The sequence below is a fragment of the Streptomyces venezuelae ATCC 10712 genome, from assembly GCF_008639165.1.
Classification (GTDB): Bacteria; Actinomycetota; Actinomycetes; order Streptomycetales; family Streptomycetaceae; genus Streptomyces; species Streptomyces venezuelae.
In genome coordinates this window covers 5970323-5984325 of the sequence record NZ_CP029197.1, presented here as the reverse complement: position 1 = coordinate 5984325, position 14003 = coordinate 5970323, and the positions used below count along the sequence as shown (strand labels likewise).

The window sequence follows — 14003 nt, the reverse complement described above, 5'->3', positions numbered from 1 at the left end:
GGCCCTGTGGGGCCCTCAGACGGCTCCGGCGCCGGTCAGCGCGCGGACCTCGGTCTCGGCGTGGCGGGCCTCGTCAGGCGGCTCGGTCGAGGTGACCGTCCCGAGCCAGCCGGCGAGGAAGCCCAGCGGAATGGAGACCGCCCCCGGGTTCTGCAGCGGGAAGAGGTGGAAGTCGACGCCGGGGAACAACGACTCCGGGCTGCCGGAGACGACCGGCGAGACCACGACCAGGAGCACGGCGGGGAGCAGCCCGCCGTACACCGACCACACCGCGCCCCGTGTGGTGAACTTCCGCCAGAACAGGGAGTAGAGCAGCACCGGCAGATTGGCGGAGGCCGCGACGGCGAAGGCGAGGCCGACGAGGAACGCCACGTTGAGATCGCGGGCCAGCAGCCCGAGCCCGATGGCCGCCGCTCCGATCCCCGCCGCCGCCACCCGTGCCACGGTGACCTCGCTGTACTGCTTCGCGTGCCGCCTGCGCAGCGAGGCGTACAGGTCGTGGGCGACGGAGGCCGAGGAGGCGAGGGTGATCCCGGCGACGACGGCGAGGATGGTCGCGAAGGCCACCGCGGCGACGACCGCGAAGAGCACGGTGCCACCGGTGGAGCCCGCGCCGCCGCCGAGGTCGAGGGCGAGCAGCGGGACGGCGGTGTTCCCCGAGGCGTTGGAGGCGCGAACGGCGTCGGAGCCGATCAGGGCCGCCGCGCCGAACCCCAGCACGATGGTCATGAGGTAGAAGCTGCCGATGAGTCCGATGGACCAGACGACGGAGCGGCGCGCGGCGCGGGCGGTGGGCACGGTGTAGAAGCGCGACAGGATGTGGGGCAGTCCCGCCGTGCCGAGGACCAGGGCGAGGCCGAGGCTGATGAAGTCGAGCCGGGACGTCCAGTCCCCTCCGTAGCGGAGGCCGGGGGCGAGGAAGTCCCTTCCGTGACCGCTGCGTTCGGCTGCGGTGGCGAGCAGGCTGTTCACATCGCCGTGGAAGCGGAGCAGGACGAGGACCGTCAGCGCGATCGTGCCCGCCATGAGCAGGACCGCCTTGACGATCTGGATCCAGGTCGTGGCCCGCATGCCGCCGAGCGACACGTAGATCACCATCAGTGCGCCGACGCCGATCACCGTCCACGACCGGGCCGCCTCGCTGCTGCCGCCGAGCAGCAGCGCGACGAGGCTTCCGGCGCCCACCATCTGGGCCACGAGGTACAGCACGGACACGGCCACCGAGGACGTCCCGGCGGCGATCCGCACCGGGCGCTCCGCCATCCGCGCGGCGACGACGTCGGCCAGGGTGAACCGTCCGCAGTTGCGGACCAGTTCGGCCACGAGCAGCAGCACCACGAGCCAGGCGACGAGGAATCCGACGGAGTACAGCATGCCGTCGTAGCCGTAGAGGGCGATCAGCCCCGAGATGCCGAGGAAGGAGGCCGCCGACATGTAGTCGCCGGCGATGGCGAACCCGTTCTCCAGGGGCGAGAACAGCCTGCCCCCGGCATAGAACTCCTCCGCCGATCCGTGCCGCTTGCGACTCACCCACGTGGTGATCCCCAGCGTGACGGCGATGAAGACGCTGAACAGCACGAGCGCCAGGGTCTGGTGGTCTCTCGTCACGACCGCCCCACCCCTCGGGTCATCTCCTGCGTGTCCCAGCGCAGTTCGAGTGCGGCGTGGTCCCTGCGCAGCCGCGCGTGCCGGGCGTAGGCCCAGGTCAGCAGGAAGGTGGTGAGGAACTGCCCGAGCCCCGCCACCATCGCCACGTTCACCGCTCCGGCCACCGGCCGGGCCATGAGTCCGGGCGCGGCGGTCGCCGCCACGACATAGGCGAGGTACCAGAGCAGGAAGGCCAGGGCGGCCGGGAAGACGAACCGTCGGTAGCGGCTGCGGACTTCCTGGAAGGCAGGGCTCCGCTGCACCTCCAGGTAGATCTCCGCCGTGCTGTGGACCCGCTGCCGCGGCACCGCGCCGGGACGACCGTCGCCGCTTGCCCCGGCCGCCGCCGGCTCGCCCGGGCCGAAGGCCCCGTGCCCGAGATCCGCGTCGCTCCAGGGGTCGTCGACCCGCCTCGCCGAAGCGTCGAGACCCTCCTGCTTGTCCACCTGCTCCACCGGCCAACTCTCCTTGTCAGCGAACCGTTTCGGCCGCGTGCCCAAGGATGGACAGAGCGGGAAGATCCCGGACTCTTCTCCTCTCCCGGTTCACCCCATCAGGTGACTCTTCGCCCGGGTGCCCTGACCAGACCGTGCTGATATGCGTACCGCACGGCTTGCGCCCGGTCCCGCACCCCCGTCTTGGCGAAGAGATTGTTGATATGGGTCTTCACCGTCGCCGTGGAGATCCGCAGCCGCCCGGCGATCTCCTGGTTGGACAACCCGTCGGCGACGAGCACCAGCACCTCCGTCTCCCGCTCCGTGAGCCCGTCCCCCGACGAAGCCGCCGCACCCTCCGCGGCGACCGGGCTCTCCTGCCGCCCGGCCCCCTCCACCAGCTGGTCCAGCAACCGCCGCTGCACGGCGGGCGACAGCCCCGCCCGCCCGTCGGTCACGTCCCGCAGCGCCCGTACGATCTCCTCCCCGCCGGCGTCCTTGGTGAGGTACCCCCGCGCCCCGGCCCGCAGCGCCGGGAACAGCGAGTCGTCGTCGCCGTAGGTGGTGAGCACCACGATCTCGGTCCCGGGGTGCCGCTCACGGATCCGGCGGGTGGCCTCGACGCCGTCGCACCGCGGCATCCGCAGGTCCATCAGGACCACGTCGGGCGCGAGTTCGGCGGTCAGCGCCACCGCCTCCTCGCCGTCCCGGGCGGCTCCGACGACCTCGACCCCGGGCAGCAGCCCGAGCAGCATCACGATCCCCTCCCGCACCACGGCCTGATCGTCGGCCACCACCACCCGCACCACACGATCCCCCTCGTGGGCGCTCTCGTTGGCGCTCTCGCGGGCGCTCTCGTCGGCGCTCATGCCGGCACCCGCAGCCGCACGGCGAACCCCGCTCCGTCCGGCCCCGCGTCCAGGCTGCCGCCGAGCAGCTCGGCCCGCTCCCTCATCCCGAGCAGCCCGTACCCGGAGCCGGACGAGCCGAGGCCATCCGCACCTCGCCCGTCATCCGCTGCGGGAGGTGGCCCGGAGTCACGTATCTCCAGGGAGATCGCATCCACTTCGTAGGCGAACCGGATCCGCGTCCGGGCGCCCGGGGCGTGCTTGCGCACATTCGTCAGCGCCTCCTGCGCGACCCGGCGCACCGCCTGGGAGGCCTCGGCCGGCAGCTGCCGACGCTCTCCGGTGACGTCGACCTCGGCGCGGTCCTCCCGGGCGAGCTCCCGCAGGTAGTCCTCGACGGGCACCATATCCCCGCGCAGCGCCGACAGGGCGTGCCGGGTCTCGGCGAGCCCCTCCCTGGCCATGGAGCGGGCCGAGGTGACGAGCTTGAGAACCTCGCCGCGGTCCGCGCCCGCCTCGATCTGGAGCCGCGCGACCTCCAGGTGCACCATCTGGGCGGAGAGGCTGTGGGCCAGCACGTCATGTATCTCGCGGGCGATCCGGGCCCGCTCGGCCAGCGCGGCCGACTCGGCCTCGGCCTCCCGGGCGAGCCGCTCCTGGGCGAGCAGCTGGAAACCCGCACCGCGCGCCTGGGCGTCCAGCCGGAGCGAGTAACCGGCGAGCAGCACGGCCGCGGTCGTGAGCCCCGCGCCCAGGACCCCGGTCTCGTCGGCCTCCACGAAGCCGGGGACGAGGACGGCCACGGCGGCCAGGCCGAAGGGCAGCGGCAGTCGTTCCATCGCCGTGATCGCGACGAGTATCCACATGACGGTGGCCGACGTCGGCGCCCCGGCCGCGTAGGCCCCGAGGCCGCAGAGAGATATCAGCCCGAGGAGCCCCAGCGACGGCGCGAGCCGGTGGTCGAGGGTCGTGTGGTGGTATCCGAGGGCAGCCGCCACGCAGAGCCCGAAGCCGAGCGGCGGCAAGGGCGCGTACCAGCCGCCGAACACTCCCGAGGTGTAGCAGCCGGCGAGCACCACGGCGCTCAGGGCCGTGATCATGCTGTAGTCCAGGACGATCCGGCCCCGGGGCACCCCGACCCGGGTCAGCGCCTCCCGCGAGGGCCAGGCGCGCCAGGAGCTCCCCTGGGCCGTGCCCGTCCTCGAATCCGCCCGCTCGGGCTTGTCGTTCATGCCTGTCCCCCTCCGTCACATGAAGCCTACGGAGAGTCGGCAGCCATGTGATCGGCCCGTGGGTGGAGCGTCTCGCTCCACCCACGGGTGGAGAGCCTCAGGCGTCGATGCGCGAGCGGTCGAGCGTCGCCGCCGAGCCCGTGATGAACTCCTTGCGCGGCGCCACGTCGTTGCCCATGAGGAGGTCGAAGACCTGCTCCGCCGCGTCCAGGTCGCCGATGTTGATCCGGCGCAGGGTGCGGTGGCGCGGGTCCATCGTGGTCTCCGCGAGCTGGTCGGCGTCCATCTCGCCCAGACCCTTGTAGCGCTGGATGGCGTCCTTGTAGCGGACGCCCTTGCGCTGGAACTCCAGCAGCGTCTGGCGCAGCTCGTTGTCCGAGTACGTGTAGACGTACTTGTCCTGGCCCTTCTTGGGCTGGACGAGCTCGATCCGGTGCAGCGGCGGCACGGCCGCGAAGACCCGCCCGGCCTCGACCATGGGCCGCATGTAGCGCTGGAAGAGCGTGAGCAGCAGGCAGCGGATGTGGGCGCCGTCGACGTCGGCGTCGACGAGGAGGACGATCTTGCCGTAGCGGGCCGCGTCGATGTCGAAGGTGCGGCCCGAACCCGCTCCTATGACCTGGATGATCGCTCCGCACTCGGCGTTCTTCAGCATGTCCGAGACGGACGACTTCTGGACGTTGAGGATCTTGCCGCGGATCGGCAGCAGGGCCTGGAACTCGCTGTTGCGCGCGAGCTTGGCCGTACCGAGAGCGGAGTCTCCCTCGACGATGAAGAGCTCGCTGCGCTCCACGTCGTCGCTGCGGCAGTCGGCCAGCTTGGCCGGCAGCGAGGAGGACTCGAGCGCGGTCTTCCGGCGCTGCGCCTCCTTGTGCTGGCGGGCCGCGATCCGGGTGCGGGCCGCGGCGACGGCCTTCTCCAGGACGGCGCGGGCCTGCGCCTTGGCGTCCCGCTTGGTCGAGGTGAGGAAGGCCTTGAGCTCCTTGGCCACCACGTTCGCCACGATCCGGCGGGCCGCGGAGGTTCCGAGGATCTCCTTGGTCTGTCCCTCGAACTGCGGCTCGGCGAGGCGGACCGTCACGACGGCGGTGAGTCCTTCGAGGGCGTCGTCCTTGACGATGTCGTCCTCGGCGACGCGCAGCATCTTCGCGGAGCGCAGCACCTCGTTCACCGTCTTGGTGACCGCCTGCTCGAAGCCCGAGACGTGGGTGCCGCCCTTGGGCGTGGCGATGATGTTGACGAAGGACTTGACCGTGCTGTCGTAGCCGGTGCCCCAGCGGAGGGCGACGTCGACGGCGAGCTCACGGGTGACCTCGGTCGGGGTCATGTGGCCGCGCTCGTCGAGGACCGGGACGGTCTCCTTGAAGGTGCCCTGCCCGGTGAGCCGCTGGATGTCGCAGACGGCCTTGTCCTGGGCGAGGTACTCGCAGAACTCGCTGATGCCGCCGTCGAAGCGGAACGTCTCCTCGCTCTTGCCGATCCCGGCCAGGTCCCGCTCGTCGCGGACGACGATGGTGAGGCCGGGCACGAGGAAGGCGGTCTGCCGGGCGCGCTGGTGCAGCGTCTCCAGGGAGAGCTTGGCGTCCTTGAGGAAGATCTGCCGGTCCGCCCAGTAGCGCACGCGCGTGCCGGTGCGGGTCTTGGGGACGCGCTTGCCCTTGCGGAGCCCGTTGCCCGGGTCGAAGGGGCTGTCGGGTCCCTGCTCGGTGAAGATGCCCGGGACGCCGCGGCGGAAGCTGATCGCGTGCGTGGCGCTGTTCCGGTCGACCTCGACGTCGAGGCGGGCCGACAGGGCGTTCACCACGGAGGCGCCGACGCCGTGCAGACCGCCGGAGGCGGCGTACGACCCGCCGCCGAACTTTCCGCCGGCGTGGAGCTTGGTCATGACGACCTCGACGCCGGAGAGTCCGGTCTTCGGCTCGACGTCGACCGGGATGCCTCGGCCGTTGTCCTGGACCTCGACGGAGCCGTCGTCGTGGAGGATGACCTCGATGTGGTCGCAGTAGCCCCCGAGGGCCTCGTCGACCGAGTTGTCGATGATCTCCCAGATGCAGTGCATGAGGCCGCGGCTGTCGGTGGACCCGATGTACATGCCGGGGCGCTTGCGGACCGCTTCGAGCCCTTCGAGTACGAGCAGGTGCCGCGCGGTGTAGTTGGAAGCGTCACGGTCTGCGGTCAGCAGCGCACTGGACGGCACGGACGTTTCGGCGGTCACGCGGTTCGCTCCTCGCTGAATTTGAAATCTGGCCCGGTGGGTAAGGCCCGGCGTCGGTCACCGGTTCAGAGGGTACCGATGCCTGGTAGAGCGGTTGTAACGCCACCCACCCCGATTCCTCATGCTAGTCCAGAGTCGTATGGATGTTCGATCCCTCGATGGGGTGACGCGAACATCACGTTCCCTTCCAGGCATGAACCATTTAGGCTCCGGGCACGTCCTCATGAACAACCGGCAACCGCCGGGGAGGGCTAACCGACACAAGCAACGCGAAATCCGTAGAGCGACGCAATACGGCTCATTCGCCGCCAACCGGCAGCAGACAGCCACCTTGGAAGAAGTTTCAAGGAAAAGCCACGAGCGGGAACGTTTTCGGCCTGGTTGGATGTTGACCCTGGTACGACAGCTCGTCGAGCTAGAGAAGAGGCGACGTGACTACTGTTCTGACCCCCGCGAGCCCCCTGACGGCCGCTGACCGCTGCGACCGCTGCGGCGCCCAGGCATACCTGCGTGTCGTCCTGACCAGCGGAGGTGACTTGCTCTTCTGCGCCCACCACGGACGTAAGTTCGAGCCGGAACTCAAGAAGATCGCCGTTGAGATACAGGATGAGACGGACCGCCTGACGGACGTGCCGGCCCGTACCCAGGGCGACGACCACTGACGCCTCGCATCCACGACGAGCTCAGATCCGGCCACTGACCGGACGACGGGCGGCCACCCTGTCACACCCAGGGGGTGGCCGCCCGTTCTCGTCCCACCGCGGAGTCCCCCGACTCCTCGGACCTCCTCAGCGGAGCCAGGACCGCGAGATCCGGTCCTGCCCGCGACACCGACCGCTCCGGCTCAGAAGCGCGTCGGCAGCACCGCCGAGACACGGGTGTACACACCCGGGTTCTCGGCCTGCCCACACCCGCTGCCCCAGGACACCAGGCCGACCAGCAGCCCCTTCGCCACGAGCGGGCCCCCGCTGTCCCCCTGACACGCGTCCCTGCCGCCCTGCGGGTCGCCCGCGCACAGCATCGTGTCGCTCCGGTAGGGCACACCGAAGCCGCCCGGGTAGGCACGCTCACAGGCGCTGTCCGGCAGCACCTGCACCCGCGCCGTCCGCAGCGTGGAGGCGTACGTCCCGTTCCCGGTCGTGTCGCCCCAGCCGTAGACGTCCGCCGCCGTTCCCGGCGCGTACGCCGCGTCTCCCGCGGGCGCGACGCCGATCACGTACGACTGCGGCAGCGGGCTCCGCAGCGTCAGCACGGCGAGATCGCCCGAGTTCGTCGTCGGGTCGTAGTCGGGATTGACCCAGGTGTCGGAGATCCGCACCTCCTGCCCGCCCTGCCCGCGCAGGGCCGCCCGCCCCGCGATGACCACGAAGTCGCGCACCTCCCACGGTTCGCCGCCGAGCACCTCGCGGCCCAGGCAGTGGGCCGCCGTCAGCACCTTGGTCGGCGCCACGACCACACCCCCGCAGAACTGGCCCGCGCGCGTACCCCCGAACCGGTCACGGCTGGAGAGCGCCACGACCCAGGGCGCGTCGGAGATCTGGACTTGTCGGCCGCCCACCACGACGCTGTCGGCGGCCACGGGTACGGCTGTGGCGACCTGTCCGGCCGCTGCGGCGATCAGACCCAGAGCGCCCGTCAGTGCTCGGGTGAGGGAACCACGCATGGAGTCTCCTGACTCTCCGGTGATGTCGGTTCACCCAGCGTCCAGCACACGGCTGCGCCGTGCACCCGCGCAAAGCCGCGTCGCGCACCCGCACAGCCGCGCGAAGGCACCCCCCGGACAGCCGGAGGGCCCGGCTCCCCCTCGGGGAACCGGGCCCTTCCGCGTACCGCTCCGTGCCTCGTCGGCGTACGGATCAGTCGAGGTAGTCGCGCAGCACCTGCGAGCGCGACGGGTGACGCAGCTTCGACATCGTCTTCGACTCGATCTGGCGGATCCGCTCGCGGGTCACGCCGTAGACCTTGCCGATCTCGTCCAGCGTCTTCGGCTGGCCGTCGGTCAGACCGAAACGCATCGAGACGACGCCGGCCTCACGCTCGGAGAGCGTGTCGAGCACCGAGTGCAGCTGCTCCTGGAGGAGCGTGAAGCTCACCGCGTCGGCCGGAACGACCGCCTCGGAGTCCTCGATGAGGTCACCGAACTCGCTGTCGCCGTCCTCACCCAGGGGGGTGTGGAGGGAGATCGGCTCACGGCCGTACTTCTGGACCTCGATGACCTTCTCAGGGGTCATGTCGAGCTCCTTGGCCAGCTCCTCCGGGGTGGGCTCGCGGCCCAGGTCCTGGAGCATCTGGCGCTGCACACGCGCGAGCTTGTTGATGACCTCGACCATGTGCACCGGGATGCGGATGGTTCGGGCCTGGTCCGCCATGGCGCGGGTGATCGCCTGACGGATCCACCAGGTGGCGTACGTGGAGAACTTGTAGCCCTTGGTGTAGTCGAACTTCTCGACCGCGCGGATCAGACCCAGGTTGCCCTCCTGGATCAGGTCCAGGAAGAGCATGCCGCGGCCGGTGTAGCGCTTGGCCAGGGAGACCACCAGACGGAGGTTGGCCTCCAGGAGGTGGTTCTTGGCGCGGCGGCCGTCCTCGGCGATGATCTCCAGCTCGCGCTTGAGCTTCGGCGCGAGCTTGTCCGAGTTGGCGAGCTTGTCCTCGGCGAACAGACCGGCCTCGATGCGCTTGGCGAGCTCGACCTCCTGCTCGGCGTTGAGCAGCGGGACCTTGCCGATCTGCTTCAGGTAGTCCTTGACCGGGTCGGCGGTGGCACCGGCGACGGCGACCTGCTGCGCCGGAGCGTCGTCCTCGTCCTCGTCGGACAGGACGAAGCCCTTGCTCTCGCCCTCGGTCTCTTCTTCCTCGCCCTTGCCGGGCGCGACGTCCTCGAGCAGCTCTTCGCCCTCGACGAGTTCGTCGGCGTCCTTCTTGGACGTGGTCTTCTTGGCCGCCGTCTTCTTGGCGACGGTCTTCTTGGCCACCGTCTTCTTGGCGACGGTCTTCTTCGCGGCCGTCTTCTTGGCGGCGGATCCGGCCTCGTCGGCCGGGTCTGCGTCCTCGGCCGCGGAGGCCGGTGCGGCCGTGACGGTCGTCTTCGTCACGGTCGTCCTGGCGGTGACGGTCTTGGTGGCGGTGCGCTTGGCCGGGCTCTTCGCTGCGACGCTCTTGCGGGCGCGCTTCGGCGACTCCGCTGCACTGACCATCAGCGTCACACCCTCTTCCTCGAGGATCTGATTGAGGCTGCGCAGAACATTCTTCCACTGGGTTGGCGGAATCTGGTCAGCCTCGAAGGCCCGACGCACGTCATCGCCGGCGATCTGCCCATCAGCCTTTCCCCGCTCGATGAGCGCCATCACAGACTCGGACTCGGCGATCTCCGGCGGGAGCGTACGGGATGTGCTGGCCGACACGAACAACCTCTCGGAACGATGGAAACGGCTTCCGGCCCCGCCCGGGATCGGGCTGGAGCCGACGACCGTCGACGGGGAATGTGCCGACGGCGCGGGCTGGACCGGGGAACTGCACAGCGCCTCCGTCGGCTGCTGTATTCCTTCCTCGGCCGTCACCTCTTAAGTCATCGCACGGCTCGGAGGAGTGTTACGCCCAATCTTCGTGGCCCGAGTCACACCCCATGTGCGACATAACACCGCAGTGGAGTAGATAAGGGTACATTCACGCCGCCCGAATCCTGGCGCCACCCGGGGAACCCGCTCCAGGTCCCCCGGGTGGCGCTCGGATCCGGTGGCACGCGACGCCCCCGACTCCGCACTCCCGGCCACGGCCCGCGGATCAGTGTTCGCGGGGGGCGGGAACGACGCGCTCCACCTCGGGGTGGACCGTGAGCAGCTGCCGCATCGCCGTCTCGGCGGCGTGGGCGTCGCCGGCGGCGAGCGCGTCCACGATCCGGGCGTGGTGCGCGAGGCAGGCCTCGCTCGGCCGGTCGCAGCCCGTGACGGGGCCGCCGGACACCTGGAGCGCGGCGGCGACGATCCCGGAGAGGTGCTCCAGCATCCGGTTCCCGGCGAGCTGGATGAGCAGCGAGTGGAACTCCGTGTCGGCGCGGGAGAAGGTGATGCCGTCTCCCTGGGCGAACGCGTGGCCCATGATCTCGACCATGTCGGCCAGGCGCTGCTGGACGTCCTCGCGGCCGTGCCCGGCGGCGAGGCGCGCGGCCAGGGGCTCGATCGTCCAGCGCAGCTCGTTGAGCTCGCGGCGCTGGTCGTCGCGCTGCGGGCCGAAGGCGCGCCACTCGATGATGTCGGGGTCGAGCAGGTTCCAGTCGCTGACCGGCCTGACGCGGGTGCCGACGTTCGGGCGGGCGCTGACGAGTCCCTTGGCCTCCAGGACGCGCAGCGACTCGCGTACGACGGTGCGTGAGACCTCGAACCGCTGGCCGATCTCCTCGGGGACGAGGGGGCGGTCCGCCCCGAGGTCGCCGGAGACGATCATCTGGCCGAGCTGCTGGACGAGCTGTCCGTGCAGTCCGCGGCCCCGGTTTCCGGCGCTCCGCCGGCCGACGCGGCCCAGATCGGTGTCCACCCCCTCCCAGGAGGGCGGGCCCACGCGGCCGGCGGCGGGCGCCTCCGCGTAGGGGTAGCGGTCGAGATCGCCCGGGGCGCCGAGGCCGGAGTCGACGGAGCGGGCGGCGGTCATCATGGTGTGCGCAAGGGTACTCACGCATCCTTTGTCGGCGTTGCTTCCGTGACCCTTGAGGTCTTTGGTGAAAAGCACACGAAAGGGTGATCGGCACCCCCTACACAATTGACGATTAATCGGACATAACCGGCAGATTTCAGGGGAGTTGACCATGAAACGGAACCTCCCGGTCCGAAAGTGATCACCAACGGGCCTTACGACGAAGGCCGGTGAACACATATGCACACAGCAGGCCGGTCAACGTCAGAAGAAGAGCCACCCCCGCGGGCTGGCCGAGCACCTTCAACGCCCCCGCCACCCACCGGTCCGCCGCCGGTGACCACTGCGGACCGGCGAACTCGCGCAACCGTGCCGGAAGTCCGGCGGCCGAGCGCACCGACGGCCCCGTCAGCACCTTCTGCATCAGCGGAACGAAGGCGACCGGTACGGCGAGCACGGCCGCCACACCGGCCCCCGCGGCCCGGAACACCCCCGCCCCGAGGACCCCGGCCCAGGCGCACCCCACCAGCAGGCCCAGCCAACTCGCGCAGAGCGTCGGCCAGTTCTTCGGCACGGTGATCAACTCCTGGCCGTAGACGAACCGCAGGGCCTCCAGATCCGCCACCACGACGACTGCCCCGAGCACCAGCGCGACGGCGGCCGCGACGGTGAGCTTCGCCAGCAGGAGGCCGGGCCTGCGGGGCACGGCTCCCCGGCCCGTGGTGAGCGCGGGATAGCGGTACTCCTCACCGAAGGAGAAGGCCCCGAGCAGTCCGGCCCCGAGGGCGGCGGGCGGGAGGGGGGAGAGCGCGGGCCAGCCGGCCAGGACGGCCGGCAGAGCGGCGCGTCCGCCCCGCCCGAGGAGCAGCGCGAGCGTCACGGAGCCGAGCAGGACGGCCGCCACGACGAGCGGCGTGGACGGCACGCCCAGGAGCCGGCGGACCTCGTACCTCAGCGGACGCAGCGGCGACCGAGCCGGCCGCCGCACGCTTGCGGCCCCGCCCGCCGACTCCGCACGGGGCCCGACGGCCGGGGAGTCGGCGTCTCGGGGCGCGTCGGCCCGGGGCTCGGTGGTGGTTTCCCCATGGCCGTCTCCCTCGCGCGCTCGCGGTACGGGGCCGGTGTCGCCGGTCTCCACGGCGAGCCGGTGGACCGGTACCCCGTGACGGAACGCCGTGTCACCGACGGCCGCGCAGTCGCTCCCGTAGACGGACAGGCGGTTGCCGCCCTCGGCCACCACCTCGACCGGTCGGCGGGCCGCCCTGGCCTCCTGGGTCACGGCGGCGGCCAGTCGCGCGGCCTGCGGGGTGCGGACCGCCACCCGGGGACGCAGCCGGGTACGGGCGAACTCGGCGGCATCCTGGTCGGCCACGAGCCGACCGCCGTGGAGCGTGACGACCCGATCGGCGTTCCGGGCCGCGTCCTTGGGGTCCTCCGTCGTGTAGAGCACGGTTCCCCCCTTGTCCGCGTGCGCGCGCAGGAGCTCGTACAGCCACGCGCTCTCGGGTACGGAGAGTCCGGCGGCCGGCTCGTCCAGCAGCAGGGTGTGGGGGTCGCCCAACAGCGCCGAGGCGAGGCCGAGTCGGCGGTCGGCGCCGATCGGAAGGGTGCCGATCCGCCGACGCTCCAGACCCGTCAGGCCCACGATCTTCGTCAGTTCATCGGCGCGCGAGGCGGGAACCCCCGTGGCGGCCCCGAGCATCCGCAGCTGGCCCCGGAGCGTGCGGGAGGGATGTCCCGGGACGTCGCCGAGGAGCACGCCCACCTCGCGCGGAGGATGGGCGATGCGGTGCAGCGGCCGCCCGCGGAAGTACGTGATCCCACGGCCCGGCTCCAGTTCGAGCATGAGCCGGAGCGCGGTGGTCTTGCCGGAGCCCGAGGAGCCGAGAAGTGCGGTCACGGCGCCGGGCCGGGCCTCGAAGGTCAGATCGTCCACGGCGAGCGGGCGATCGCGGCGGGGATTGCTGGTCAGTCCGATTGCCTGGAGCATCGCTTCTCTCGCGGTAGGTGACACCGCTCCGCGGCAGGGCGGCGCTACCGCAGCAAGATAACGCTACATTTCGGACTTTCAGTGCATGGTTGGCGTCCTGGGGCGTGGACGTGCCCGTCCGTCAGACCTCGGGACGGAGCATCGGCGGGTTGAGGAGGGTGGCCCCACCTGCCCTGAAGAGCTGGGCGGGGCGACCGCCCTGACGGGTCGTGGTGCCACCGGCCGGGACCAGGAAGCCGGGCGTGCCGGTCACCTTCCGGTGGAAGTTGCGGGGGTCGAGGGACACACCCCAGACCGCCTCGTACACCCGACGCAGCTCCCCGACCGTGAACTCCGGAGGGCAGAAGGCCGTGGCCAGCGAGGAGTACTCGATCTTCGAGCGGGCGCGCTCCACCCCATCGGCGAGGATGCGGGCGTGGTCGAAGGCGAGCGCCCCAGGCCCCGCTTCCTTCTCGTCGTCTCCGGCGTCCGTCTCGTCACCGGCGAGCGCCGCGGACCCGGCGGGCGCCGCAGACCCAGTGCCGCCAGGAGCACCACCAGCCGTCGAGGTCGCGGCGAGCACGTCCTCACCGAGGAGCTCCTCGACGGGCGCCCAGCGGGCGCTGTTCGCGTCGCCACCGGCCCTCGGGGCGGGAAGATCCGGGGCGAGCGCCAGGTGCGCGACGCTCACCACGCGCATCCGGGGGTCACGGTCGGGCGCGCCGTACGTCGCGAGCTGCTCCAGGTGCGCGCCGTTGCTCGGCACGGGCGGCGGGGCGGCCGGATCGTGGGCGCAGAGTCCCGTCTCCTCGACCAGCTCGCGGGCGGCCGCGGCCCCGAGGTCCTCCTCCGCGCGCACGAAGCCGCCGGGCAGCGCCCAGCGCCCCTGGAACGGCGCTTCTCCCCGTCGTACGACCAGGGTGCAGAGCGCGTGGCGGCGCACGGTGAGCACGACCAGATCGACGGTGACGGCGAAGGGCGGAAAGGCCGACGGGTCGTAGGGAGGCATGCCGCGATCATAGTCGTCTT

11 protein-coding genes are annotated in these 14003 nt (G+C 71.1%); 1 reads left to right on the top strand and 10 read right to left on the bottom strand.

The genetic code is table 11. From position 1 onward, the window contains the following. Positions 1-15: 15 nt before the first annotated feature. From DEJ43_RS27655 to DEJ43_RS27635, 5 genes are all read right to left on the bottom strand, one after another. Entirely contained in the window at positions 16-1608 is a 1593-nt protein-coding gene (locus DEJ43_RS27655; RefSeq protein ID WP_015036688.1) for a solute symporter family protein, read from the bottom strand. Continuing rightward, positions 1605-2102 (bottom strand): DUF485 domain-containing protein, encoded by a 498-nt coding sequence (locus DEJ43_RS27650; RefSeq protein WP_015036687.1) that lies wholly within the window; start codon positions 2100-2102, stop codon positions 1605-1607. The genes DEJ43_RS27655 and DEJ43_RS27650 overlap by 4 nt, the downstream gene beginning before the upstream one ends. A 98-nt stretch (positions 2103-2200) precedes the next feature. After that, positions 2201-2950, bottom strand: coding sequence for a response regulator (locus DEJ43_RS27645; protein ID WP_015036686.1), 750 nt, complete (start codon positions 2948-2950; stop codon positions 2201-2203). Beyond that, the gene (locus DEJ43_RS27640; RefSeq protein WP_015036685.1) at positions 2947-4161 is read right to left on the bottom strand and encodes a sensor histidine kinase; all 1215 of its coding nucleotides are present in this window, start codon (positions 4159-4161) and stop codon (positions 2947-2949) included. The genes DEJ43_RS27645 and DEJ43_RS27640 overlap by 4 nt, the downstream gene beginning before the upstream one ends. A gap of 97 nt (positions 4162-4258) precedes the next feature. Then, entirely contained in the window at positions 4259-6376 is a 2118-nt protein-coding gene (locus DEJ43_RS27635; protein ID WP_015036684.1) for a DNA gyrase/topoisomerase IV subunit B, read from the bottom strand. 431 nt (positions 6377-6807) lie between these two features. On the opposite strand from DEJ43_RS27635, the gene DEJ43_RS27630 reads away from it, so the two are divergent. Further along, the gene (locus tag DEJ43_RS27630) at positions 6808-7038 is read left to right on the top strand and encodes a DUF7455 domain-containing protein (protein WP_015036683.1); all 231 of its coding nucleotides are present in this window, start codon (positions 6808-6810) and stop codon (positions 7036-7038) included. Between the two features lie 182 nt (positions 7039-7220). Here the strand turns inward: DEJ43_RS27630 and DEJ43_RS27625 are convergent, their stop codons facing one another. From DEJ43_RS27625 to DEJ43_RS27605, 5 genes are all read right to left on the bottom strand, one after another. Further along, a complete protein-coding gene (locus DEJ43_RS27625) occupies positions 7221-8039 on the bottom strand; it encodes a S1 family serine peptidase (RefSeq protein WP_015036682.1) in 819 nt (272 codons plus the stop codon). A 193-nt stretch (positions 8040-8232) separates the two neighbouring features. Beyond that, on the bottom strand, positions 8233-9780 hold the full coding sequence (locus DEJ43_RS27620; RefSeq protein ID WP_051026184.1) for an RNA polymerase sigma factor: 1548 nt from the start codon (positions 9778-9780) through the stop codon (positions 8233-8235). A gap of 379 nt (positions 9781-10159) precedes the next feature. Next, positions 10160-11047, bottom strand: a complete 888-nt coding sequence (locus DEJ43_RS27615; RefSeq protein WP_015036680.1) for a FadR/GntR family transcriptional regulator — start codon at positions 11045-11047, stop codon at positions 10160-10162. Positions 11048-11207: 160 nt separating this feature from the next. Next, positions 11208-12995 (bottom strand): ABC transporter ATP-binding protein, encoded by a 1788-nt coding sequence (locus DEJ43_RS27610; RefSeq protein WP_041662963.1) that lies wholly within the window; start codon positions 12993-12995, stop codon positions 11208-11210. 121 nt (positions 12996-13116) lie between these two features. Then, the gene (locus tag DEJ43_RS27605) at positions 13117-13983 is read right to left on the bottom strand and encodes an NUDIX hydrolase (protein ID WP_015036678.1); all 867 of its coding nucleotides are present in this window, start codon (positions 13981-13983) and stop codon (positions 13117-13119) included. Between the last annotated feature and the right edge of the window lie 20 nt (positions 13984-14003).

What these genes read in the sequence shown, in the direction of transcription:
- DEJ43_RS27645 (WP_015036686.1), bottom strand. Translation starts at nt 2,950, where the DNA reads ATGAGCGCCGACGAGAGCGCCCGCGAGAGCGCCAACGAGAGCGCCCAC.
- DEJ43_RS27640 (WP_015036685.1), bottom strand. Translation starts at nt 4,161, where the DNA reads ATGAACGACAAGCCCGAGCGGGCGGATTCGAGGACGGGCACGGCCCAG.
- DEJ43_RS27625 (WP_015036682.1), bottom strand. Translation starts at nt 8,039, where the DNA reads ATGCGTGGTTCCCTCACCCGAGCACTGACGGGCGCTCTGGGTCTGATC.
- DEJ43_RS27610 (WP_041662963.1), bottom strand. Translation starts at nt 12,995, where the DNA reads ATGCTCCAGGCAATCGGACTGACCAGCAATCCCCGCCGCGATCGCCCG.
- DEJ43_RS27605 (WP_015036678.1), bottom strand. Translation starts at nt 13,983, where the DNA reads ATGCCTCCCTACGACCCGTCGGCCTTTCCGCCCTTCGCCGTCACCGTC.